Below are 21,945 nucleotides of genomic sequence, written 5' to 3'. Positions count from 1 at the left end.
ACCCCTCCCCTGAAGGGGAGGGGCTTCTGTCGCATCGACCCTTGCGCCCGCACTCCCGCTCCACCAGATGGGTGGAACAGCAGGAGAGCGGCGCATGCAAGCGATCGAAGCCTTCATCGAAAGCCAGGGCGGACCCGAGGTCATCGACTGGCGCGAGGTAACGCTCGGCGAACCCGGCCCCGGCCAGGTCCTGCTCCGCCAGACCGCGGTCGGGCTGAACTATCTCGACACCTATCACCGCGACGGGACCTATCCGGTGCCGCTGCCGAGCGGGCTCGGGGTGGAATCCGCCGGCGAAGTCATCGCCGTCGGCGCCGACGTTCACGGCCTCTGGCCCGGCGACCGGGTTGCAACCTTCGGCCCCGAACGCACCGCCTATGCCAGCGCGCGCATCGTCGGCGCGGCGTCGCTGTTCAAGCTCCCCGCCGACATCGACGATGAAACCGCCGCCGCCGCGCTGCTCAAAGCCTGCACGGTCGAAATGCTCGTCGAACGCTCCGCGAAGGTTCAGGCCGGCTCGCCCGTGCTCGTCCATGCCGCTGCTGGCGGCGTCGGACTCATCCTCGTGCAGTGGCTGAAGGCGATCGGCGCGACCGTGATCGGCACCGTCAGCACCGAGGCCAAGGCGCACACCGCGCGCGAAGCCGGCGCCGACCATGTGCTGATGTACAAGAACGACGACGTCGCCGCGCACGTCCGCGAAATCACCGACGGCCAGGGCGTCCCCGTGACCTTCGACGGCATCGGCATGGCAACGTGGGACGTCTCGCTGAAAGCCACCGCGCGGCGCGGGCTCATCGTCAGCTATGGCAATGCCGGCGGACCCGTCACCGGCGTCAATCTCGGCGTCCTCGCGCAGCATGGGTCGCAGTTCGTCACGCGGCCGACGCTGTTCGACTATTACCACCTGCCCGGCGAACGCGCCGCAGGCGCCGCGCGCGTGTTCGAGATGATCGCATCGGGCGCGGTGCGGATCACCGTCGGTCAGCGCTATTCGCTGCAGGATGCGGCAAGGGCGCATGCCGATTTACAGGCGGGTCGGACGACGGGGTCGACATTGTTGATTCCGGAGCACAACTAAACCCCTCCCGCCTGCGGGAGGGGCAGCGAGACTTGCGAGCTTGCTCGCTAGTCGCAGCGGGGTGGGCAGACGCAACGTGGCTGGCCCACCCCCAACCCCTCCCGCAAGCGGGAGGGGAGCAGTTACGCCTTCAACCGCGCCGCGTGCCACGCCACATGCTCGGCCAAAAAGGTCGAGATGAAATAATAGCTGTGGTCATACCCCGGCCGCATGCGGATTTCCGCCTTCTGCCCGGCGCGTTCGCACGCAGCGACCAGCAATTCGGTCTTGAGCTGCTCCGCCAGGAAATTGTCGGCTTCGCCCTGATCGACGAGCAGGTCGGGTACGCGCAGCCCCTGATCGAGCAGCGCGCACGCGTCGTAGGCGTACCAGTCCTCGCGGTTGTTACCGAGATAGTTGCCGAGCGCTTTCTCGCCCCATGGGCATTGCAGCGGCGCGGCGATCGGCGAGAAGGCCGAGACCGAACGGAAACGATCCTGATTGCGCAGCCCAATGGTGAGCGCGCCATGCCCGCCCATCGAATGGCCGGTGATCGCCTGCCGCGTCAAATCCCCCGCCGCAAAATTGCGCAACACCAGCGACGGCAATTCGTCCTCGATATAGGACCGCATGCGGTAGTTCTTTGCCCACGGCTCCTCGGTCGCATCGACATAGAAACCGGCGCCGAGCCCGAAATCCCACGCCGCGTCGGGATCGTCGGGCACGCCCTCGCCGCGCGGGCTGGTATCGGGGGCGATGAAAATCACGCCATGTTCGGCGCAGGCGGCGCGATACTCGCCCTTTTCCACCACATTGGCGTGGGTACAGGTCAGCCCCGAAAGAAACCAGAGCACCGGCAACTTCGCGCCGGGTTCATGGTCGGGGATGAAGACCGCAAAGGTCATATCGGTGCCGGTGGTCGTGCTCGCGTGCTTGTACACGCCCTGCGTGCCGCCATGGCTGCGAACGGTGGAGAGCGTTTCGAGGGTCATGACGTCTTGTGCCGCGCCCGCCCGGACGACGCAACCCCGCCGTCCTGTGGACGACGGGGCCGTTCTGGATATAGGGCGGATCAGATCTGGGCGAAACCGCCGTCGACGAACATCTCGATGCCGTTGACATAGCTCGCCGCATCGGAGGCGAGGAAAGCGGCGACCTTGCCGATTTCGCGCGGTTCGGCGAGGCGGCCGAGCGGGACGCCCGAGGCAAGCCCGGCTTCGAATTCGTCCCAGCCGGTGTCACCGCCGGCGACGCCGTGCAGACCCGGTGTGCGCGTTCCGCCGGGGGCAAGCACATTGACGCGGATCTTGCGATCCTTGAGGTCGAGAATCCAACCGCGTGCGAAGGTGCGGATCGCCGCTTTGGTCGCGCTGTAAACGCTGAACGCCGGCAGCGCGCGGGTCGAACTGGTCGATCCCGTCAGGATCACCGACGCGCCATCGCGGAGCAGCGGCAGCGCCTTTTGCACCGTGAACAAGGTTGCCTTCACATTGAGGCCGAAGGTCCAATCGAAATCCTCCTCGCTGATCGAACCGATCGGGCCCAGGGTGACGCCTCCGGCGTTGGCGACGAGGATGTCGATCGGTGCGCCATGCTGCTGGACGACGTCATACAGATGATCGAGGTCGGCAAAGCTGGTCACGTCGCCGCGAACGCCGACGGCGCCATGGCCGATCAGCTTGACGGCGGTGTCGAGTTCTTCCTGGCGGCGGCCGGTCACGAAAACCTTCGCGCCCTGCTCGGCGAGTTCCTGTGCGATGCCCAGGCCGATGCCGCTGTTCCCACCGGTAACGACAGCGATTTTGCCCGTCAGATCATAGGTCATTATCTTACTCCTTAATGGTGGGCGGCAAACCTGCGCCGTCCGATGACAAAGAGATAAAACTGGAACGGTATCACCTGTAGTCCGCAATATTGACACTCATCGTTCTATTGATAGAACGACCTTATGCAGGATCTCAACGATCTGCGTTATTTCGACGCGGTGGTGACCAACGGCGGCTTTGCCCCCGCGGGCCGCGCTCTGCGCCTCCCCAAGTCGAAACTCAGCCGCCGCATCGCCGCGCTCGAAGACCGCCTCGGCGCCCGCCTGATCGAACGCTCGTCGCGGCGCTTTCGCGTTACCGACATCGGCCTTGCTTTTCACGCGCAGTGCCAGCTCGCGGTCGCCGCAGCCGAGCGCGCCGAAGCGTTGGTCGAGGCAAGCCTGTCCGAGCCGCGCGGCATGGTGCGCATGTCGTGCCCGAGCGGGCTGGTGCCGATCATCGCCGACATGCTGGCCGATTTCCTGACCCTCTATCCCAAGGGTCACGTCCAGATTCTGGCCGCAGACCGCCCCATCGATGTCATCGCCGAACGGGTCGACGTCGCGCTGCGCGTCCGCTCCCGCATCGATACCGATGCCGAACTGACGATGCGCACCCTTGCGCGCAGTCGCCGCATCCTGATCGCCAGCCCGTCGCTCGCCAATCGCATTGCGGGCAGCGACGTCACGGCACTGGCACAATTGCCGACACTGAGTTCGGCGAGCGATGGCGAAGAGGCGACATGGCGGCTCGAGAACCGCGAGGGCGCGGTCGAGAGCGTCCGCCACCGCCCGCGCCTCGGCTGCGACGATTTCGGCGCAATCCGCGCGGCGGCGCTGGCGGGGCTTGGCGTCGCGCTCCTCCCCGACCATGCCTGCGCGGCCGAGCTGCAGTCGGGGGCGCTGGTTCATGTGCTGCCCGAATGGCGGAGCGAGGACGGGATCGTCCACCTCGTCTTCACCACCCGCACCGGGCTGCCGCCGCTGGTCCGCGCGTGGATCGATCATCTGGCGAAGGGGTTCAAGAACCCGGCGCTGTTCGGCGCGCGCTAGGTCGCCTGCTCGGGGATGGCCGCAACCAGCGGCACATGGCCCCAATGACGCAGCAGGGCGAGGATCGTCGCGCCCGCAAGCCCCAGCGTCGCGGTGTTGCGGAGCGGGTGGACATTCACTGGATCGGCGACCGCCAGCACCGCGTCGAGCACGATAGTGATGCTGCCAGGCGCGGCATTGATCGCGGCAAGCGGCGTCACCGATCCCGACGTGATGCCGAGCAATCGCTCCATATCCTCGGCCTTGCCGAAGCTCACATGCTTGCACCCGATCGCGCCGGGCAATGCCTTCAGGTTGACGCGCGCGTCGGATGGCACGGTGACGAGCCAGAAGGCGCCGCCCTTGTCCTTCAGGAACAGATTCTTGGTGTGCGCTCCCGGCATAGCGGCGTGCACCGCGTCGCTTTCCGCCACCGTGAACACCGCCTCATGCTCATGATGGGCGAAGGGGACGCCAAGCACACCAAGGTCCGCCAGCAATCCCGCTTCGCCGCGCATCATGGTATCGGCTCAGACGACGCGGTGGAGCGCGCAGAGCTTATTGCCCGACGGATCGCGCAGATAGGCGAGATAGAGCTGGCCGAAACCGCCTTCGCGGACGCCCGGCGGATCTTCGATCGAGGTGCCGCCAGCGGCAACGCCCGCATCGTGCCAGGCCGTCGCTTGCTCGGGGCCTTCCATCGCGAAACCGATGGTGCAGCCGTTGCCGGCCGTTGCCGCTTCGCCGTCGATCGGTTTCGACACCATGAAGATGCCGCCGTTGTGAATATACATGAGGCGGCCCTTGTCGTCCTGGATCGCGGGCTTGCCGCCGATCGCCTGGAAGGTCGCGTCATAGAATTTCCTGGCGGCCTCGATGTCGTTCGCGCCGACCATATTGTGACTGTACATCGCCTTTGCTCCTCCGGTTTTTGGTTGCGAAACGATACGTATCTTGTCTGGCGGCCTAACGGAAGACCACCGTCTTGCGCCCGTCGATCAAAACCCGCTGTTCGGCGACCCAGCGCACCGCACGCGCCAATACCTGCGCTTCGGTATCGCGGCCGATGCGGATCAATTCCTCCACCGAATCGCGATGATCGACGCGCTCGACCGCCTGTTCGATGATCGGCCCTTCGTCGAGGTCCGACGTCACGAAATGCGCGGTCGCGCCGATTAGCTTGACCCCGCGCTCGTGCGCGCGATGATAGGGTTTGGCGCCCTTGAAGCCGGGCAAGAAACTGTGATGGATATTGATGCAGCGGCCCGAAAGCTTCGCCGACAGATCCTGCGAGAGAACCTGCATGTAACGCGCGAGCACCAGATGCTCGGCGCCCGCATCGGCCATGATCTGCAGGATCGCTGCCTCTTGGCTTGCGCGGTTGGCGTCGCTGACCGGCAGGTGATGGAAGGGCACGCCGTGCCATTCGGTCAGCCGCCGCTGCGCCTCGTGGTTCGACACCACCGCCGCGATGTCGATCGCGAGGTTGCCCGTTGACCAGCGGTGGAGCAGGTCGTTGAGGCAATGGCTGCCCTGCGACACCGCGATAACGAAGCGCGGCTTGATGCGGCTGTCGCTGATCCGCGCATCCATCGCGAACCGATCTACGATCGGCGCGAACGCTGCCTGCACCGCCGCCAGATCGCCCGGAAAGCGCGGCCCCGCGCCGCGGAACTCGACGCGCATGAAAAAGCGCCCCGAATCGAGATCGGCATATTGCTGGCTGTCGAGAATGAAGCCGTCGCGATCCGCAAGCAGCCCGGTCACCGCGGCAACGATCCCGACGGCATCGACGCAGCTGAAGGTCAGGACAAAGGCGGGCGCGTCATCTTTCATCAGGCGACCCGGTGCGTCGCGCACAGCTTGTTACCGGCGGGATCGCGCAGATAGGCAAGATAGAGCTGTCGGCCCTCGGTTCCGTGGCGGATGCCCGGCGGGTCTTCGATCATCGTACCGCCGTTCGCCGCGCCCGCGGCGTGCCAGGCATCGACCTCCCCGGTCGACGCCGCCACGAACCCCAGCGTCCCGCCATTGGCACCATGCGCTACTTCGCCGTCGAGCGGCTTCGTGATCAGAAAACGCCCGCCCGCGTGCGAATAGATCAGCCGGCCCCATTCGTCGACGACGCCGGGCGGCACCCCGAGCGCGCCCAGCGCCGCGTCATAGAAACGGCGCGCGGCTTCGATATCGTCGGCGCCCAGCGCGACATGGCTGAACATGCCGGCCTCAGAACACCACGACCGAACGAATGCTTTCGCCCGCGTGCATCAGGTCGAAGCCCTTGTTGATCTCCTCGAGGCCCATGACATGGGTGATCATCGGGTCGATCTCGATCTTGCCGGTCATGTACATGTCGACGATCTTGGGCACGTCGGTCCGTCCCTTGGCGCCGCCGAACGCCGTGCCGCGCCAGTTGCGCCCGGTGACGAGCTGGAACGGACGCGTCGCGATCTCCTTGCCCGCCTCGGCGACGCCGATGATGATCGAGGTGCCCCAGCCGCGGTGGCAGGCTTCCAATGCGATGCGCATCACCTCGGTATTGCCCGTCGCGTCGAAGGTGTAATCGGCACCGCCGTCGGTCAGCTGGACGATCGCGGCGACCGTGTCTTCGCGGCTCATGCCCTTCGTATTGAGGAAGTCGGTCATGCCGAACTTGCGGCCCCATTCCTCGCGCGCGGGATTGATGTCGACGCCGATGATCTTGTTGGCACCCGCGAGGCGCGCACCTTGGATCACGTTGAGGCCGATGCCGCCCAAACCGAATATGACGACATTGTCGCCGACCTGGACCTTCGCGGTGTTGATCACCGCACCTACCCCGGTGGTCACGCCGCAGCCGATGTAGCAGCTCGACTGGAACGGCGCGTCCTCGCGGATTTTTGCAACCGCAATCTCGGGCAGCACGGTGAAGTTCGAGAAGGTCGAGCAGCCCATATAATGGAAGATCGGCTGACCTTTATAGCTGAAGCGCGTCGTGCCGTCGGGCATCAGCCCCTTGCCCTGCGTCGCGCGGATCGCGGTGCAGAGGTTGGTCTTGCCCGAAAGGCAGCTTTTGCACTGGCGGCATTCGGGGGTGTAGAGCGGGATCACATGGTCGCCGGGCTTCACGCTGGTGACGCCCGCGCCGACCTCGCGCACCACACCCGCGCCCTCATGCCCCAGCACGCTCGGGAAAATGCCCTCGCTGTCGAAGCCGTCGAGCGTGTAGGCGTCGGTGTGGCAGATACCCGTCGCCATGATCTCCACCAGCACCTCGCCCGCCTTCGGACCCTCCAGGTCCAACTCGACGATCTCGAGCGGCTTCTTCGCTTCGAACGCAACGGCGGCACGGGTCTTCATGGGCGGGTCTCCTTCTCGGCGCTCCCAATCAGGCAAAGAGCGCGGCAATGCAAGATGCTCCTGCTCCTCCCTGCGGCGAAGCCGTGGGGAGGGGGACCGCCGCGAAGCGGTGGTGGAGGGGCAGCGACGGCACGCCAAAGCCCCTCCGTCAGCGGCTACGCCGCTGCCACCTCCCCATCGCTCCGCGACAGGGAGGATTTATTGCGGCTCTCACCCACACCGTCACCCCGGGTAAAGCCCGGGGTGACGAAGAAGAGTGGCGGAGCCCTTAAGGCGACAAAAGATACGCACGCACAGCGCGAAACTGTCCCCTTTGTCGCTTTAAGCAAAGGCGCGAATATCGACGAGGTCAAAGAGCCGGGACGCAGGCTGGCACAGCGAAACAATGTAGGAAAGCCCTTCTCTCACGCCTTATTTCGTCACCCGGGCTTGACCCGGGGTCCCGATTTTTCAGGCATTGGCGGCCGAAGGCCAATAGCGGGACCCCGGATCAAGTCCGGGGGGTATAGCGATAGCACGGGCAAAATGCATTGATGACCACACCTATTCGGTCTTGAACTGGATAGCGCCATTGTAGATGTCGGCGTCCGTATTACTCTTCGCTCGAAAATGGGGAGGCGAAGAATATGGGGAATTTGGTCGAATGGCTTGAAGCGCACGACAAGCTTGCAGGTTGGGCGCAGTTTATTGGTGCCATGCTGGCGCTACTTGTCACCTATCTCACAGCCTTCGCGCCGATATGGCGTAGGAAAAGAGAACTGCGAAACGCCGGAACGCGATTGCTGGCGCATGGATATGAGGCGATTGAGAGTTACCACAGGACGTCGGCGCATTTTGCCCCTTTCCCCCTGTCTCTACGGTTCGCTTCTCTGACTATGTCCACAATCGTAGACGAGATGGGACGGTTCCCAATTTACGAGTTGGAGGATCAAGGGGGTTACTCGCTAGCTCGTCGTCTTGTTTCGATGGGCGCGACCCTAAGCGGTCTCAAGCTCTTTCTCGACACCGCAGCTGACGACCTTGGAGACCAACAGGCGACGAGCGAAGAACATGAGAATATCAGAACCTTCGTGGGCGAAAGATTGGTTTTGGCTGAAGCTTTGATAACCGGAGCAAAGCTGGAACGGCCAATTTGGCCAATCGCACCAGATGCAAAACCGAACGCTGAATCCTGAACTCGGCGCTCTTTGGGTTCGTTTGATTTCCCTTCTTCGCACTGGATGCATACAGTTGACTGATGGCGCCGGACTTTTCCAAAAGAACCGCTGATACGTTGGCCAAAAGGGCTGCCTATTTGTGCAGCAACCCAGATTGCCGAACCTCAACCGTGGGGCCAAACTCCGTGGAAAAAGAGGCGACGATCATCGGAGAGGCAGCCCATATCTACGCGGCGCGTGCTGGCGAAGCTCGTTACGAGGCGCAGATAACAGACCAAGCGAAGTCCGAAATCTCCAACGGCATATGGCTATGTCGCAATTGTCATAGGCAGGTGGATCGGGACGGCAAAAAATTCCCTGCCGTCCTGTTATTTCGTTGGCGCGAACAGCACGAAGAATTCGTCGCCTCGAATCTTGGATCTCAATCCGACAAGGCTCGATATGAAATCGCAAAACACGCCCTCGCGCAGTTCGATGGCTATCCGCCGCTAATTCGACGTATCGCCTATGATAAACCTCCGGGGTGGGAATGGGGTCTATCCGCTGCGCTCATGCGACATCTCAACGCACCGTTGTTTCGTAGTCTATCAGACGTTCGCGACGGTGTTCGCGCAATTCAAATTGAGTTCCTTGATGACGATGAGGTCATGAATTGGGTGTCAGAGCGGACGCAGGAAATGGCTGAAATGGTTGAACCGCTTGCGAAGATTCTAGACCGGATCAACAAAGCGTGGGGTGAGCCCGGTCAACCCGGTGATGTCGATGAAATCCACCATTCAGCATTGCTGCTCCGCGATTCTCTCGCCCAAATTGTGAGATATGAAGAGCGGCTATATTCGGTTCGCGTTTCGCCGAAGTTTGGAGAGCTGGTTGGGCTCTTGCGAAATGCACTAGGGTCGCAGGCAGAGAAATTCAAACAGACCCCAGACCGTCTGGATAAGATTGTAGAAATGGCCATTCGGGCGGTGGATGCTGGGCCTTCGGATGAACCCATAATCGTTCAAGAGACAATAGAGTTCACGCTTCCCAACGGATGGTCAGATGATTTCAATCGAGCGATCCGGCGGATTGAAAAGCGCTCAATTGGCAGCATGTTTGCTGACGGATTTCGTGAATCTGACACCAGAAACCCAGGATGCCTGTCCGCATTCTTCATCGTGCTGGCCATAGTGATATTGTTTCGGGTGCTTTGAGTTTTTACGGTCCCGGCATTGCGAGCAGAACGCAGATGGCGGTTATTCCTCAGGGAGTAAGCCAACATCGTTGGCGTTGAGTGCGCTTGCAAACTGCGTCAGCCGATCCCGATACTGATTTTGATCCATTGCGACCAGTTCGATGCTTTGTCCTGTCGCGGGGACTTTGAGCATCAGCGAATTGCCCTTAGCTTCAAGAGACAGGGGTGAGTCAGCGCCTAATTCTCCGTGGTGTGCGAGCAAGCTGAATTGCTCGCCTCGGCGTACCCCGGTTATAGCCTTGGTAGTTTGGTTCAAATCCCCAGCGTTATAGTCGAGCAGCGATGTCGTGACGCTACCGTTGATATTCCCGCTATCGGCATCGACAATTTGCAACTGGATCAGGGCGGTTTCATCGCCGCCCACGTATAAGCCGGAATAGTCTGGTTCTGATACGCCGCATCCGGCCAGCATCACGCCAAAAACAACAGGGAATAATTGTTTGAACATCCAAGCCTCCGCTGCAATTCGATCAGCCGAGACTAGCGGGAAATCCTTAATATGATGGATATATCCAGTGGTTTTATATCCTTCAAATACTGTCCATCGTGTCCATGCAAGGGCGAAAACTTGTCGGGCAAAATTTGAAGCGCGTTCGCGTTGCCCAAGCCGTTTCGCAGGAACAGCTTGCATTCGACGCGGGCGTTGATCGCTCCTATCTCGGCGGCATTGAGCGTGGGGAAGAAAATCCCAGCGTCGATACGCTGGAGAAAATCGCTCGCATATTGAGCATCGAATTGCTGGAATTCTTTCTGCCCATGAATGACGCTGGCCAGCAACAGGGATTGCGGCCCGGTCGGAAGCCCGCCCGCTAAATCAGTTGCGCCACGACCCGCGCTAATTGCGGCGACAATCGGCACGCGCCATCTTTGCGCGGGACAAAATCTGCCCCGGTAAATGTTTTGGACTGCACAAAATCGAGAATGGCCGCGTCCACGCGGGGGCGTTCCGGTTCCAGCATGTCGAGAATGTAGCTGGCACTTGTCCGCTTTTGGCGGTGCATGATGCCGAGAAGCGGGCTGTAGCCATCGGCAATGGCTTTGATTTGCAATTTGCTATGCATCACTGCGTAACCGTAATTGAGCATGGCGTTGATCGGATCGGTGGCGCGGCGATTTTCGGGTTTGCATTCGCGGACCGAACTGCGGCCCCGATAGGCGAGCCAGCTTTCCGGCACCGGGTATCGCTTTGATGTTTTCCATTGCAGGCTCAAATTTCGCCAAGCGCGAAAATAAAGCGAGGCGCATTCCCCTTCAATCGCCCGGACCTGCTGCATGTCGTCCAGCGACTGCCCCAGTTCGACAATGCCGCGCTCTGCCCTTGCAATTGCCATGTCGGTATCGCGATGCTCTGGCAAATGGCGAACGAGGGTGACGAGGCTGTTCGTCAGCTTGTCCCGTATAAGCTGCTGAGCAAATGCCATGTGCCGTATTGGACAGGTTAGGGTTTCGCGCTGCCAATCAATTTTGGCCTGATCGCTGGCAAAACCGTTGCCGCTGGCGACAATTGCCACGTCGCCAGAACTTTTAAGTCGGACAAGGGCGACGGATTGTTCGGCCAGCCAGCTTAGCACGTCAAACGATAGGGAGCCGCTGCCGTCCAATAGCATGATGATGCGCGGTAGATCCAAGTCGCCTTTGAAATAGCGATGGGATTCCTGCTTTTGCGGATAATGGGTAAAGCCCTGTTTGATGACCAATGCGCCATTTTCAATTCGCAATGAATTGCCATGACCGGCCAATATCAATGAATTGGAATTGCGCTCCCTAAGCCGTTTCGGCTTTTGCAATTTCCCTAGTTCCGAAAGCCAATTTTCAGCGCGAATTGACCATTCGTCGGGCATTTCGCTGGTGTGAATTGCGGTATCGTGCAGCATGGCCAATCATAGCATAAATCAGCGAATTCCTCCACAATTTGAAGGTTAACCCAATGAAATTAATGCCGTGATAGAATCGGCAATTCGTTCAATTGGGCAATCGCGTCATGGCAAAACCGGGTAATCGTGAGATTTGGGAAAACGGTGTGCCGCTCAATATCGCGTGGTTCGAATTTGCCGGTCCCGATGCCAAGCGCCGCAATTCAGAATTTTCGGCGCTGGGAGCAATGAGCGAGCAAGCAACCAACCTGCGGACGGAAGCTGACATACCAAAGCTGATTGTATCGGGAATGCAGCTATGGTCGGAATATCGGCAATTCCAGACGCAATTGCAGGAATTGCTATTGGATGAATTATTCAATGACCAATTGCACGCCTATGGCTTTCGGACTGCTCCCACCCCAAGCCGTGCGCCCGTGCGAATTGCAGCGGACTCGTTTGAATGCCCCGACGTAGAATGGCGGCGAGACCGGATAACCGTTCGGGGCTACGCTTATTCCGAAATACAAATCATTGATCCAACTAAAATTGCAGGTTGGAGCAAGCCGCGCTCCGGCCCCAAGGGGTCGGGAGATACAATCCGCGCAGCAATTACCGCGATCCAAAGTCGCGGCGTCGATTTATCCAACATGCCCCGGAAATCGGCATCTGGCCTGATCAAACAGGAAATAGGCCAAAACTACCCGAACGGTTCGGGCCTAAGCGATCCAAATTTGGCGAAATATATAATCGAAATTTGCGGCTCGCGCCGAATTAATGGCAATTAAAATAATAAATTGCCTTCCAACTCGATCATAAGATGATTCGCCCGTCATCCTTCAAATCGGGATGCTTTGACCAATTCGCAGCATCCTGTCGCGATGGAGTCGAAAGCGTGACGAGTGGCCCGCAAGCGTGACTATAAAGCTGAATATCAACGCCGCATCCGGAATGCCGCCAAGCGTGGCTTGAGCCGTTCGCAGGCTCGCGGCCACGCCAAGGCCGGTGAGGCGTCGGCGGGCAAGCGTTCGACCAGCAACACCGATAAACTCGAAAACGCGCTGAAACGTTATCGGCAAACCGGCAACCGGGCCGGAGCGGCGAAGGCGTTCGGTATAGCGCCCGAACGTTTCACCCGGTTTCTGGCCGATGCCGTTACCGTTTCTGGACGCGGCAAATCCATCAAAGTTGCGGATGCCCGCCCCCGCGAAATGAACGTGATGACCGGCGGTGAAAATCGCCGGATGAAACTGCGCGATTACGATCAATCCGCCCTCAATGGCGACCATCAAAACGCGGTCAAATCCTTCGTGTCGTCGAACGATTTCGATTTGCTGCGCCCTTTTGAGGGCAAGTCGGTCATCGACGCGAAGGGCAAGGCCCACCCCCTCGAAACCGATCCGAACACTTTGCACCGGATCGCTGCGTCCGGCGACACGCCTTTTCCGGAAATCTACCGAATTGTTCAATGAAAGGACGTTATTGTGACTGACAAAGAGTTGCGAAAAGAGACCCGCAAACAGCGGCGATTGGAAAAGCTTGGAACCAACGAACCACGTTGCGGAACATGCGGCGAAAATCGTTGGCAATGTTTCGATCAACATCACGTCGCCGATTATGGCCGAGATGAAACGATGGTGTTGGAATGCAGCAATTGCCACCGGATTTTGAGCGACGAACAGAAGGATCACCCCGCCTTCGATCCCGATGCCGATCCGCTGTTGGATCGAATTGGCCATTTCCTGCTTGGGTTGGCCGACATGCTAAAACTCATCGTCGATAAGCTGATCGCATTCGGCCACGCGCTGATCGAACGGGCTGCGCCCACATCGGAAGGACGCGAGGCATGACGACCATTCCGCCAATCACCGATCACCTGCCGATTGCAATCCGTGCCTTCGCGGGACCGCAATATACGGTGCTTTCCGCGCCCGACGACAGCAAGCCAAAGCGCCGCCGACCGATCACGCCGGCATCCGAGTGGACGCTGATTTTCGACACCGAAACAACGGCAGACGCCGCCCAGGCATTGCGCCTCGGCGCATATCAATTTCGCAAGAGCGACGAACTGGATGAGGCGGGCATCCTTTATGATCCCGATGGCGTCACGCCCGCCGAACTGGAATGCCTATCCGCCTATGCCGCCGCGCATGGCCTTCGCCTGCGAACTCGCGACGAATTCATTGACGAAGTGTTTTTCGCCCGTGCTTTCGGGCTTCGCGCTCGCATAGTCGGGTTTAATCTGCCGTTTGATATTTCCCGGCTCGCAATCAAACATGGTTCGGCTCGAACGCCGATGAGCGACGATGGCGGCGCAATGCGGGGCGGTTTCACATTCAAGTTGTCGAAGCAGGCGATCTACCCGAATATCCGGGTCAAACATATGTCGCGCCGCGCCGCGTCCATTGCCTTTGCCGCGACCATGAAACAGCGCGATAGTCGGGGTCAGCGCAAACGGGGCTTGAATATGCCCGTTCGGCGGGGGCATTTCCTCGACGTGAAAACGCTGGCTGGTGCGCTATTCGCTCGCAACTTTTCGCTCGCCAGCCTGTGCGCCTTTCTCAAGGTCGAGCATCCCAAGCTGGATTTTGAGAATTTTGCAGCGCCGATCAGCGACGACATGATCCGCTATGCGGTCGCGGATGTACAGGCGACATGGGAATGTTACCGGATCGCATTGGCCCGTTTCGACCAACTCGAACTGACCGACGCCCGACCGGAGAAAATCTATAGCGAGGCGAGCATCGGTAAAGCCTATCTGAAAGCGATGGGAATTCAGCCTTGGCGAAAGATGCAGCCGGATTTTCCGCGCCATCTGCTCGCGAAGATTATGGGCAGCTATTTCGGCGGACGGTCGGAGGTTCGCATTCGCCGGGAATTGCGGCAGGTGATGCTGTGCGATTTCCTATCAATGTATCCGACCGTTTGCACTCTTATGCGCCTGTGGGATTTCGTCATCGCCGAAGGCGTGATGTGGCACGATGCCACCGACGAAACCCGCTCGCTTTTAGCCCGCATAACTTTGGGCGACCTGCAATCGCCGGACATTTGGCAAACGATGACCGTGCTGGTCCGTGTCATGCCAGACAGCGATATTTTCCCTGTCCGCGCCGACTATGCACGGCAGGAGCAAAACACGATAGGTTTGAACCACCTGTCATCGGATACCCCGCTTTGGTTCACGCTCGCGGATTGCATCGCTTCCAAACTTTTGACCGGCAGAACCCCGGTAATTCTAGAGGCCATCCGCTTCGCGCCGGGGCCGGTGCAGCCCGGTCTTGCCGCGATCAATATCAGTGGCAATCCGGCCTATTGCGTGGATCCGAACGAGACGGACTTTTTCCAGCGCGTCATCGAACTGCGCCAAACCGTCAAACAGGATCGCGACTGCGCCGATGACGTTAGCCGCGAGGCGCTCGACATTGAGCAGAATGCCCTGAAAATCGCGGCCAATGCGACCAGCTATGGCATCTGGGTGGAGGTGAATGTCGATGACCGTCCCCGGCGGTCGCCGGTCACGGTGCATAGTTCGACGGGTGAGCCGTTCAGCTTCTCGACCGATCGCCACGAAAATCCCGGCACCTATTTCCATCCGCTGCTTGCCACGCTGATTACCGGCGCGGCGCGGTTGATGCTCGCGATCACCGAACGCCTCGTGACCGATGCCGGGCTGGACTGGTCCTTTTGCGACACCGACAGCATGGCGATTACCAAGCCTGACGCGATGTCACCGGGCGAATTTGCAGTGCGGGTAAAAAGCGTGGCGCAATGGTTCGACGCGCTCAACCCTTATGGCTTCGACGCCTCGATCCTAAAAATCGAGGACGTGAACTATTCGCTGGCAACGGGCGAACTTGAGCCGCTTTTCTGCTGGGCGATTTCATCGAAGCGATATGCCCTGTTCAATCGGGATGCCGAGGGTCAGCCCGTCATGCGGAAGGTGTCGGCACACGGGCTGGGGCATTTGTTCCCGCCCTATGCCGATACCGATGCCCCGGCGTATTTTCCGCTTCCCGACAAGTCGGTGCTGAAAGATGGCACGGTGCGTTGGCATTGCGACCTGTGGCACCAGATTATCAGCGCCGGGATTGCCGGTCATCCCGATCAGGTGGCGCGGGATTATCATTCGGCTATGAACGAACCTGCGCGAAGCCGTTATGCCGCGACATCGCCCGACCTGTTGCGCTGGTTCAAATCCTATAACGCGAACCGCGACTATTGCGATCAGGTCAGGCCGTTCGGCTTCATGCTGTCTTATGGCGTCGGAGCGACGGCGTTCACCGAAACCATCTTCAATTTCTCGAAGCGAGGGCGACCCAAAAAGATCGCGCCGGTCAAGCCTATTGCGCCGTTTGAAAAGGATGGCGCGAAAGCCGCTGCAATTGTGTTCGACCGGGAAACGGGCCACCCCGTCGATCCCGCAATCCTGCGGACCCATGCCGAAGCGCTTGCCCAATATCATATCTCGCCGGAATCGAAGTTTTTGAATGGCGATTTTCTCAACCGAGGCACGACGCGGCGGCGGCATGTTTTCGTCACTCATATCCAGCATATCGGCAAGGAAGCCGATGATTGGGAACGGCGGGCGGCGCTCCGCCAGACTGATCACATGCAGGTCGATTATGGCGTGTCGGATGCCGACCACTCGCGGGTTCAAGCGCAGGCCAAGATTGCCCGCGTCGAGGAGCAGGCGGAGCGGGGGCAAAGCCGCGATGTCGAATTAACGCGGCTGCGCGAGCAGGTTGCGAAGTATGGATTACGCGCCACCGCGCGGGCAATAGGCGTCGATCCTTCAAACCTAAGAAGGAAAATAAAATAAAGGCGATTTTATGCTTTGCGGACACAGTGACTCGACTCGCTGTGGAATGGGTCTAATCTCCCGCAATCGCCAAGACGGGAGGGAAGAATGGCTAACTATTTCGTGACTTACGATTTAAACGGAGGCGTTCCCACGCACAAGGCGATGGACGAACACATGGGCAAAGCGGGCTGGGATCGCGGCCGTGTGCTTGAAACCGTCTGGTATGTTGGAACGAGCCAAACTACCTCAGAGGTATTCGACCACGTCAACTCGATACTAAGCAAAAACGACCAGATTTTGGTAATCGAAGCTACAGACGCTAGCTTTCGGAACCTGCTGATAAGCGAGAAATCTCTTCAGGAGGCTTGGGCGGCGAACGAATAGCCTCCGTATGAAATGTCCTCAATTTTGAAGCAAATGCGCAGTATTTTTACAGTGCTTACTAGAGAAATTCTCATGAGTATCTTCTGACATGAAAAGTCCCGCAATCGGCGGCATTTTTTCTTCCGCCTTGTGTTTTGAGACCTTTGAAGCAGCTCTTCCCGGCAGGCATCCATCTTTAGTATCGACGGTACAATGTGGAGCGAGGTTGGCCGCCGATTAAAACATCTCAGGCGGAGATAGGTCCGTGCTCGCGCTATCCTTCGCTCTGATCGTTGGAACGCCGCACTTCGCCCATTTTCCGTTCAAAGTAGAATGATGTTCGACCAATCACGCGCGCGATTGAAAATACGACTTCTATCGAAATCGCGTAGAACACGAACATCGCACCGCCGCGAGCGATGCCGTTCGCCACCGCGGGTACCTTCGAAGTGCCGAGCCATTGCACATATGCCTCAACCGGCGACAATCCTCGAAGGAAACCCGGCACTTCCGGGGTAGGAAGAAGAAGCCCCGTCGCCACGATGATCGAAGCGACGGCGATCAGATTGAAGTAGGAGACGTTATAGAAAAGCTCGTGGTACAGGTCGCGAAGCCGCTTAGAACGCACCTTCGCTTCGATCGACGTACCGTCCAACGTCTCCTTCTCGCGGTTTCCAAGCAAAAAGAACATCACGTTGACGGTGAAGCCGAGCAAAATCGACTGAACGGCTAACACGCCAGCTAGAAGGCTTTCTGAAACCTCCGGGCATACGATAGCGGCGACAAAAGACGCTAGGCATACAGCCACGTAACGCGGCAACTGACTTCGCCTCTTTCGAGTATTGAAATCATAAAATGTCGCGTCATTATTTCGTACAATTTGTCGTACGTTAAACATTCTCGCTTTTTTCGATTATTTGCTTTTCCAAAAGTTTTAACATAGCCTCTTTACTTTTATCTCTATCGGGGTGGCCTTTGATATATTGCTCGATTTCGAGTTGGAAGCGGGTAGCAAAGTGGCCCGCTTCGATCACATTAATCGTACGATTCTTGCCATTCACCGTCGCAACGACCCTGCAATCCTCAATATCATCATCTCTAATATCAAGCAATTCGTTTCCGGACAGCATATCCGCGATTGCCTTTTTTAAAACGGCATCAGACTGTCCAAGCTTTGCAAGAAGCTTTGTCGAAACAGTAGTGTTGAATTCTTCATCTTTGCTCGAAGATTGCTTGAATGACATGGCTCCGCGTTGACCAAATTTTGGAGTATCAGTTATCTCAGCAGGTTTGCGCGAGAAATTAACGCGCACTTCTTTCGGCTTCGCTCCTTTATATGACGTAGCATCGTGTCTGAAAGAGTGCGACACCACACCATCGGGCAGAAGGTCGCGAAGCGTGCGGTATAACGCACTATAGCCGCCGAACTGGCCAAGATATTGACTGCCAACGTAAATGCGACCGCTTTCCGACAAGTAGGCTATGAAAAAGAACGGTCGAAGGCTCACGCTGCTATCGGGAATTTCTCCAACATCGGTGTTATCGTAGGCGTGGCCGGAATAAAGCGAACGGAAGCGACCAAACAGGGTTCGCTCATTAACCTGCTCGCATTTCTCTACCGGAGCGTTGATCGTCGTCTTCAGATATTTGCACGTATCGTCATCGTCCAAATCAATGTCCGGCTGAGCGATTAAACGCTCGCAAAACGATGCGAATTGCTCATCGGTGAACGGCAGGATTTCGGGCAGACCCCCCTCGACCCGCTTTTCGCGAATGAGGTAGTGAAAGCTTACGGTTGCTTCTTCACGCTTTCGTTTTGCCAATGCACCTTACCCCCGCTATCGATCACGTCCGATGTGATCTTCGGCTAATCTTCTATCGTAACGAGTTGCGTATGCGAAGCGCATCATCGTTCAAAGTTGCGACATATGTTGGCCAGTTGCCAGAGTGCGGGCATAGAATGGCTAATTTCCGATGCTCGATAGCGGACTCACGCTCCGCCGCCCCTGTTTGGAATGAGGCACTTTTCTGTTGACGCCCGCCTTGTTCTATAAAGGCAGGATATTAGACGGGCGCTAACCTCAGCCACTTCATGGCAAACTTAGTTGTAGGGCAGAACAAAAATCTTCACCTGTGGTCATCCGTGGCATTATCGGAGCCGATCACTATACCCCCCGGATCAAGTCCGGGGTGACGAAGAGGAATCCGACAGCTTAGCGTCCAAGATAATTGGCAAACAGTTAGTAAGGGCGCTATTTGGCCACATGCGGGCATATCATTTTCTGAGCGCAGAATATGGGCTTCAGGCCGTCGAGGACGGCCAACTCAAGGTGTCTCGATGGGATCGCCTCAACGATCCCTTCGAGTTTTTCAGTCTCGATATAACTGACAAGAATTTTCGTCGGTCCGTTCAGGCAAGACTGCGGCACGTCAACGATACCACTGGGCTCATATGCTTCAGCAAGAGTTGGAAAAATCCGGTCCAGTGGAGCCACTATGCGGACCGTCATCACGGTCTATGCTTGGGTTTCGACATAGATGGCGAACACCTAAGCCCCGTCAATTATTCTGCGGAACGCATAAAGAGCGATGAGAAGGAGATGGCCTCATTCCTCAATAACGACCCTGACCGGATTACGGAAATCATCTACACGAAATTCGACCACTGGCACTACGAGGAGGAGGTCAGAATGCTGACCACCCTTCAAGATCTACCGAAACTGAAAGGTCTTTATTTTCAGCCATTTTCGAAGGTTATGAATCTACGCGAGATCATCGTGGGTGCAAACAACCGCTCAACAAAGCGAGCCGACCTCAAAGCCGCACTTGGCAGCAACTACAACGATGTTTTGATGCTTAAGGCGCGAGCCTCATTTTCGCGGTTTGAAATGGTTCGGCAACAGAACGAAGCGCTTTGGTCCTAGGTCTCAACACTCGACGACGCTAACCGCCAGCCCGCCCTTCGACGTTTCCTTGTATTTGTCGCGCATGTCGCGGCCAGTTTGCAGCATCGTCACGATCACCGTGTCGAGGCTCACGACGTGCGTGCCGTCGCCGATCATCGCGATGCGGCTTGCGTCGATCGCCTTGATCGACCCCATCGCGTTGCGCTCGATACACGGAATCTGGACGAGCCCGCCGATCGGATCGCAGGTGAGGCCGAGGTTATGCTCCATGCCGATCTCGGCGGCATTTTCGACCTGTGCGTTGGTGCCGCCGAGCGCGGCGGTCAGCCCCGCCGCCGCCATCGAGCAGGCGACACCGACCTCGCCCTGGCAGCCGACCTCGGCGCCCGAGATGCTGGCGTTGCGCTTGTAGAGCGCGCCGACCGCGCCCGCCGCGAGCAGGAAAGTGCGTACCCCCGCGTCATCGCCGCGATAGCCGCGCCGGTAGAAACGGATCACCGCAGGAATGATCCCCGCCGCGCCGTTGGTTGGCGCGGTGACGACCTTGCCGCCGGCGGCATTCTCTTCGTTCACCGCCATCGCCCACAGGTTGATCCAGTCCATCATCGCCAGCGGGTCGGTCAGATTCTGTTCGTGACGGTTGCGAATGTCGGCGGCGATCTGCGGCGCGCGGCGCTTGACCTTCAGCCCACCGGGCAAAATCCCGGTGCTGCAGCAACCCGCTTCGATCGAGGCATCCATCGCGCCCGCGATCGCATCGAGCCCCGCATTCACCTCGTCGAGGCTGCGGTGCGCGAGCTCGTTTTCGAGCATCATTTCGGCAAAACTCTTGCCCGACGCCGCGCCCATGGCGAGCAGGTCGGCGCCCGAGGTGAAGGCGAAGGGCAGCTCGACCTCGTCCTCGGCGCCGCGGCTGTTGCGCCCGGCCTCATCCTCATCGACGACGAAGCCGCCGCCGATCGAGAAATACATGCGCTTGGCAAGGATCTCGCCCGCCGCGTCGCGCGCGGTGAAGCTAACGGCATTGCTGTGAAAGGGCTGGCGCTGACGCATCTGGAAATGCAGGTCGCGCGCCGGCTGGAACCGCACGCGCTGGCGTCCGAGCAGATAGAGGAAGCCCTCGCTCTCCGCCCGGTCCCAATGCGCCTTGATCGCGGCCAGGCTGGTGCTGGCGGGAATTTCGCCGGCGAGCCCCGCGACGATCGCGGTGTCGGCGGCGTGGCCCTTGCCGGTCAGCGCGAGCGAGCCATAGAGGTCGGCTTCGACATGCACCGTCTTGTCGAGCAACGCCTGCTCGTCCAGCCAGACGGTGAAGCGCCGGGCCGCAACCATCGGACCCACAGTATGTGAGCTCGACGGTCCGACACCGATTTTGAAAAGTTCGAAGAGGCTGATCGTCATGGCGGCGCTATAGGAGAAGGCATGTCATGGCGATAGGGGCGCGGGGGCCAATTTTCGTTACGGCTTGCAAGAATATCCTCCCTGTCGCGAAGCGATGGGGAGGTGGCAGCCCGCAGGGCTGACGGAGGGGCTGCGAGGTTGCCGCCCCTCCACCACCTTCGGCGGTCCCCCTCCCCACGGCTGCGCCGCAGGGAGGATCATATCGTCAGGCCGGATAGGTCCAGGTGGTGTCGCGCGCCAAATTCTCCGCCGCGAAATCCCAGTTGAGCAGTTCGTCGACCACCGCGTCGACATAGGCCGGGCGCAGATTCTTGCGGTCGATATAATAGGCATGTTCCCACACGTCGATGACGAGCAAAGGCTTGATGCCCGCAACCAGCTCGGTTCCGGCATCGTGCGTGTCGGTGACCGACAGCGTGCCGTCGCGTGAGACGAGCCACGCCCAGCCCGACGCGAAATGATTGACCGCGGTTTCCTTGAGCTTCTTTTTCAGGTCGTCGAGCGAACCGAAATCGCGCTCGATCGCGGCGAGCAGATCGCCCTTCGGCGCGGTCTTGGTCGGCGACAGGCTTTCCCAATAGAAAGCGTGGTTCCACGCCTGCGCGGCGTTGTTGAACAGGCCCTTGTTGCCCGAACCTTCGGCATGGTGGACGATTTCCTCGAGCGGCTTCGACTCCAGCTCGGTGCCCTCGATCGCGGCGTTGGTCTTGTCGACATAGGCTTTATGATGCTTGCCATGATGCGTCGCCAGCGTGTCGGCCGAGATATGCGGCTCCAGCGCGTCCTGGGCGTACGGCAGGGGAGGATGGGCGATCGTCATGGCAGTCTCCATTTTATTATCGAGGGGTTTGCGGCCTTAAACTCGGTATCGCGGCTGCGGGTTGCAAGGTCGGGGCGGCAAATTTTCCTGATTTACGCCCTCTCCTTCAGGGGAGGCAGCGAGACTTGCGAACTTGTTCGCTAGTCGCAGCGGGTGGGGGCCATCGGCCTTGCGC

General features: G+C 59.1%; 24 protein-coding genes. 11 read left to right on the top strand and 13 right to left on the bottom strand.

Going from position 1 to position 21,945, the window contains the following annotated elements:
* The first annotated feature begins 94 nt into the window (after window positions 1-94).
* Window positions 95-1,081 carry a quinone oxidoreductase family protein gene (locus ACREBX_RS17355; RefSeq protein ID WP_431562988.1) on the top strand — a complete coding sequence of 329 codons (987 nt, stop codon included), beginning with the start codon at window positions 95-97 and terminating at the stop codon, window positions 1,079-1,081.
* Between the two features lie 122 nt (window positions 1,082-1,203).
* Here the strand turns inward: ACREBX_RS17355 and fghA are convergent, their stop codons facing one another.
* The gene (gene fghA, locus ACREBX_RS17350) at window positions 1,204-2,052 is read right to left on the bottom strand and encodes an S-formylglutathione hydrolase (RefSeq protein WP_431562987.1); all 849 of its coding nucleotides are present in this window, start codon (window positions 2,050-2,052) and stop codon (window positions 1,204-1,206) included.
* A gap of 80 nt (window positions 2,053-2,132) precedes the next feature.
* Complete coding sequence (locus ACREBX_RS17345; RefSeq protein ID WP_431562986.1) at window positions 2,133-2,885, bottom strand: SDR family NAD(P)-dependent oxidoreductase; 753 nt, start codon at window positions 2,883-2,885, stop codon at window positions 2,133-2,135.
* Between the two features lie 123 nt (window positions 2,886-3,008).
* Here ACREBX_RS17345 and ACREBX_RS17340 point away from each other — a divergent pair, with 123 nt between their 5' ends.
* On the top strand, window positions 3,009-3,917 hold the full coding sequence (locus ACREBX_RS17340; RefSeq protein WP_431562985.1) for a LysR family transcriptional regulator: 909 nt from the start codon (window positions 3,009-3,011) through the stop codon (window positions 3,915-3,917).
* On the opposite strand, the gene ACREBX_RS17335 is transcribed toward ACREBX_RS17340, so the two are convergent.
* Genes ACREBX_RS17335 through ACREBX_RS17315 form a run of 5 tightly spaced genes read right to left on the bottom strand, consistent with a single transcriptional unit; the run spans window position 3,914 to window position 7,235 of the window.
* Window positions 3,914-4,417 carry a prolyl-tRNA synthetase associated domain-containing protein gene (locus ACREBX_RS17335; protein WP_431562984.1) on the bottom strand — a complete coding sequence of 168 codons (504 nt, stop codon included), beginning with the start codon at window positions 4,415-4,417 and terminating at the stop codon, window positions 3,914-3,916. The two genes, ACREBX_RS17340 and ACREBX_RS17335, sit on opposite strands and share 4 nt — an antisense overlap.
* Window positions 4,418-4,426: 9 nt before the next feature.
* Complete coding sequence (locus tag ACREBX_RS17330) at window positions 4,427-4,807, bottom strand: VOC family protein (protein WP_431562983.1); 381 nt, start codon at window positions 4,805-4,807, stop codon at window positions 4,427-4,429.
* A 55-nt stretch (window positions 4,808-4,862) separates the two neighbouring features.
* Complete coding sequence (purU, locus tag ACREBX_RS17325; protein WP_431562982.1) at window positions 4,863-5,732, bottom strand: formyltetrahydrofolate deformylase; 870 nt, start codon at window positions 5,730-5,732, stop codon at window positions 4,863-4,865.
* On the bottom strand, window positions 5,732-6,115 hold the full coding sequence (locus ACREBX_RS17320; RefSeq protein WP_431562981.1) for a VOC family protein: 384 nt from the start codon (window positions 6,113-6,115) through the stop codon (window positions 5,732-5,734). The genes purU and ACREBX_RS17320 overlap by 1 nt, the downstream gene beginning before the upstream one ends.
* A gap of 7 nt (window positions 6,116-6,122) precedes the next feature.
* A complete protein-coding gene (locus ACREBX_RS17315; protein ID WP_431562980.1) occupies window positions 6,123-7,235 on the bottom strand; it encodes an S-(hydroxymethyl)glutathione dehydrogenase/class III alcohol dehydrogenase in 1,113 nt (370 codons plus the stop codon).
* 626 nt (window positions 7,236-7,861) lie between these two features.
* Here ACREBX_RS17315 and ACREBX_RS17310 point away from each other — a divergent pair.
* Both ACREBX_RS17310 and ACREBX_RS17305 read left to right on the top strand, forming a co-directional pair.
* On the top strand, window positions 7,862-8,410 hold the full coding sequence (locus ACREBX_RS17310) for a hypothetical protein (RefSeq protein WP_431562979.1): 549 nt from the start codon (window positions 7,862-7,864) through the stop codon (window positions 8,408-8,410).
* 62 nt (window positions 8,411-8,472) lie between these two features.
* Window positions 8,473-9,585, top strand: a complete 1,113-nt coding sequence (locus tag ACREBX_RS17305) for an HNH endonuclease (protein ID WP_431562978.1) — start codon at window positions 8,473-8,475, stop codon at window positions 9,583-9,585.
* A gap of 42 nt (window positions 9,586-9,627) precedes the next feature.
* Here the strand turns inward: ACREBX_RS17305 and ACREBX_RS17300 are convergent, their stop codons facing one another.
* Complete coding sequence (locus ACREBX_RS17300; protein ID WP_431562977.1) at window positions 9,628-10,074, bottom strand: hypothetical protein; 447 nt, start codon at window positions 10,072-10,074, stop codon at window positions 9,628-9,630.
* Window positions 10,075-10,178: 104 nt separating this feature from the next.
* On the opposite strand from ACREBX_RS17300, the gene ACREBX_RS17295 reads away from it, so the two are divergent.
* Window positions 10,179-10,439, top strand: a complete 261-nt coding sequence (locus ACREBX_RS17295; protein WP_431562989.1) for a helix-turn-helix domain-containing protein — start codon at window positions 10,179-10,181, stop codon at window positions 10,437-10,439.
* On the opposite strand, the gene cas1 is transcribed toward ACREBX_RS17295, so the two are convergent.
* Window positions 10,436-11,500 (bottom strand): CRISPR-associated endonuclease Cas1, encoded by a 1,065-nt coding sequence (gene cas1, locus ACREBX_RS17290; protein WP_431562976.1) that lies wholly within the window; start codon window positions 11,498-11,500, stop codon window positions 10,436-10,438. The two genes, ACREBX_RS17295 and cas1, sit on opposite strands and share 4 nt — an antisense overlap.
* 107 nt (window positions 11,501-11,607) lie before the next feature.
* Here cas1 and ACREBX_RS17285 point away from each other — a divergent pair, with 107 nt between their 5' ends.
* From ACREBX_RS17285 to ACREBX_RS17265, 5 genes are all read left to right on the top strand, one after another.
* Window positions 11,608-12,267, top strand: coding sequence for a hypothetical protein (locus tag ACREBX_RS17285; protein ID WP_431562975.1), 660 nt, complete (start codon window positions 11,608-11,610; stop codon window positions 12,265-12,267).
* A gap of 114 nt (window positions 12,268-12,381) precedes the next feature.
* A complete protein-coding gene (locus ACREBX_RS17280; protein WP_431562974.1) occupies window positions 12,382-12,951 on the top strand; it encodes a hypothetical protein in 570 nt (189 codons plus the stop codon).
* 12 nt (window positions 12,952-12,963) lie between these two features.
* Window positions 12,964-13,329: a hypothetical protein gene (locus ACREBX_RS17275; protein ID WP_431562973.1), complete on the top strand. Its 366-nt coding sequence runs from the start codon at window positions 12,964-12,966 to the stop codon at window positions 13,327-13,329.
* Window positions 13,326-16,298 carry a hypothetical protein gene (locus tag ACREBX_RS17270; protein ID WP_431562972.1) on the top strand — a complete coding sequence of 991 codons (2,973 nt, stop codon included), beginning with the start codon at window positions 13,326-13,328 and terminating at the stop codon, window positions 16,296-16,298. Before ACREBX_RS17275 ends, ACREBX_RS17270 begins: the two co-directional genes overlap by 4 nt.
* Before the next feature lie 87 nt (window positions 16,299-16,385).
* Window positions 16,386-16,664: a hypothetical protein gene (locus ACREBX_RS17265; RefSeq protein WP_431562971.1), complete on the top strand. Its 279-nt coding sequence runs from the start codon at window positions 16,386-16,388 to the stop codon at window positions 16,662-16,664.
* A gap of 253 nt (window positions 16,665-16,917) precedes the next feature.
* Here the strand turns inward: ACREBX_RS17265 and ACREBX_RS17260 are convergent, their stop codons facing one another.
* Together ACREBX_RS17260 and ACREBX_RS17255 are read right to left on the bottom strand one after the other, a co-directional pair.
* Window positions 16,918-17,463: a hypothetical protein gene (locus ACREBX_RS17260; RefSeq protein WP_431562970.1), complete on the bottom strand. Its 546-nt coding sequence runs from the start codon at window positions 17,461-17,463 to the stop codon at window positions 16,918-16,920.
* 70 nt (window positions 17,464-17,533) lie between these two features.
* A complete protein-coding gene (locus ACREBX_RS17255; protein WP_431562969.1) occupies window positions 17,534-18,466 on the bottom strand; it encodes a hypothetical protein in 933 nt (310 codons plus the stop codon).
* A 441-nt stretch (window positions 18,467-18,907) separates the two neighbouring features.
* On the opposite strand from ACREBX_RS17255, the gene ACREBX_RS17250 reads away from it, so the two are divergent.
* Window positions 18,908-19,567 carry a DUF2971 domain-containing protein gene (locus tag ACREBX_RS17250; RefSeq protein ID WP_431562968.1) on the top strand — a complete coding sequence of 220 codons (660 nt, stop codon included), beginning with the start codon at window positions 18,908-18,910 and terminating at the stop codon, window positions 19,565-19,567.
* Window positions 19,568-19,570: 3 nt separating this feature from the next.
* Here the strand turns inward: ACREBX_RS17250 and ACREBX_RS17245 are convergent, their stop codons facing one another.
* Window positions 19,571-20,950 carry an L-serine ammonia-lyase gene (locus tag ACREBX_RS17245; RefSeq protein WP_431562967.1) on the bottom strand — a complete coding sequence of 460 codons (1,380 nt, stop codon included), beginning with the start codon at window positions 20,948-20,950 and terminating at the stop codon, window positions 19,571-19,573.
* A gap of 205 nt (window positions 20,951-21,155) precedes the next feature.
* Complete coding sequence (locus ACREBX_RS17240; protein WP_431562966.1) at window positions 21,156-21,770, bottom strand: superoxide dismutase; 615 nt, start codon at window positions 21,768-21,770, stop codon at window positions 21,156-21,158.
* Window positions 21,771-21,945: the final 175 nt, after the last annotated feature.

Origin of the sequence: Sphingopyxis sp. (genome assembly GCF_050725655.1) — a bacterium.
Classification (GTDB): domain Bacteria; phylum Pseudomonadota; class Alphaproteobacteria; order Sphingomonadales; family Sphingomonadaceae; genus Sphingopyxis.
Note: the sequence above shows the minus strand (reverse complement) of the source record. Positions and strands in the feature narration are given on the sequence as shown.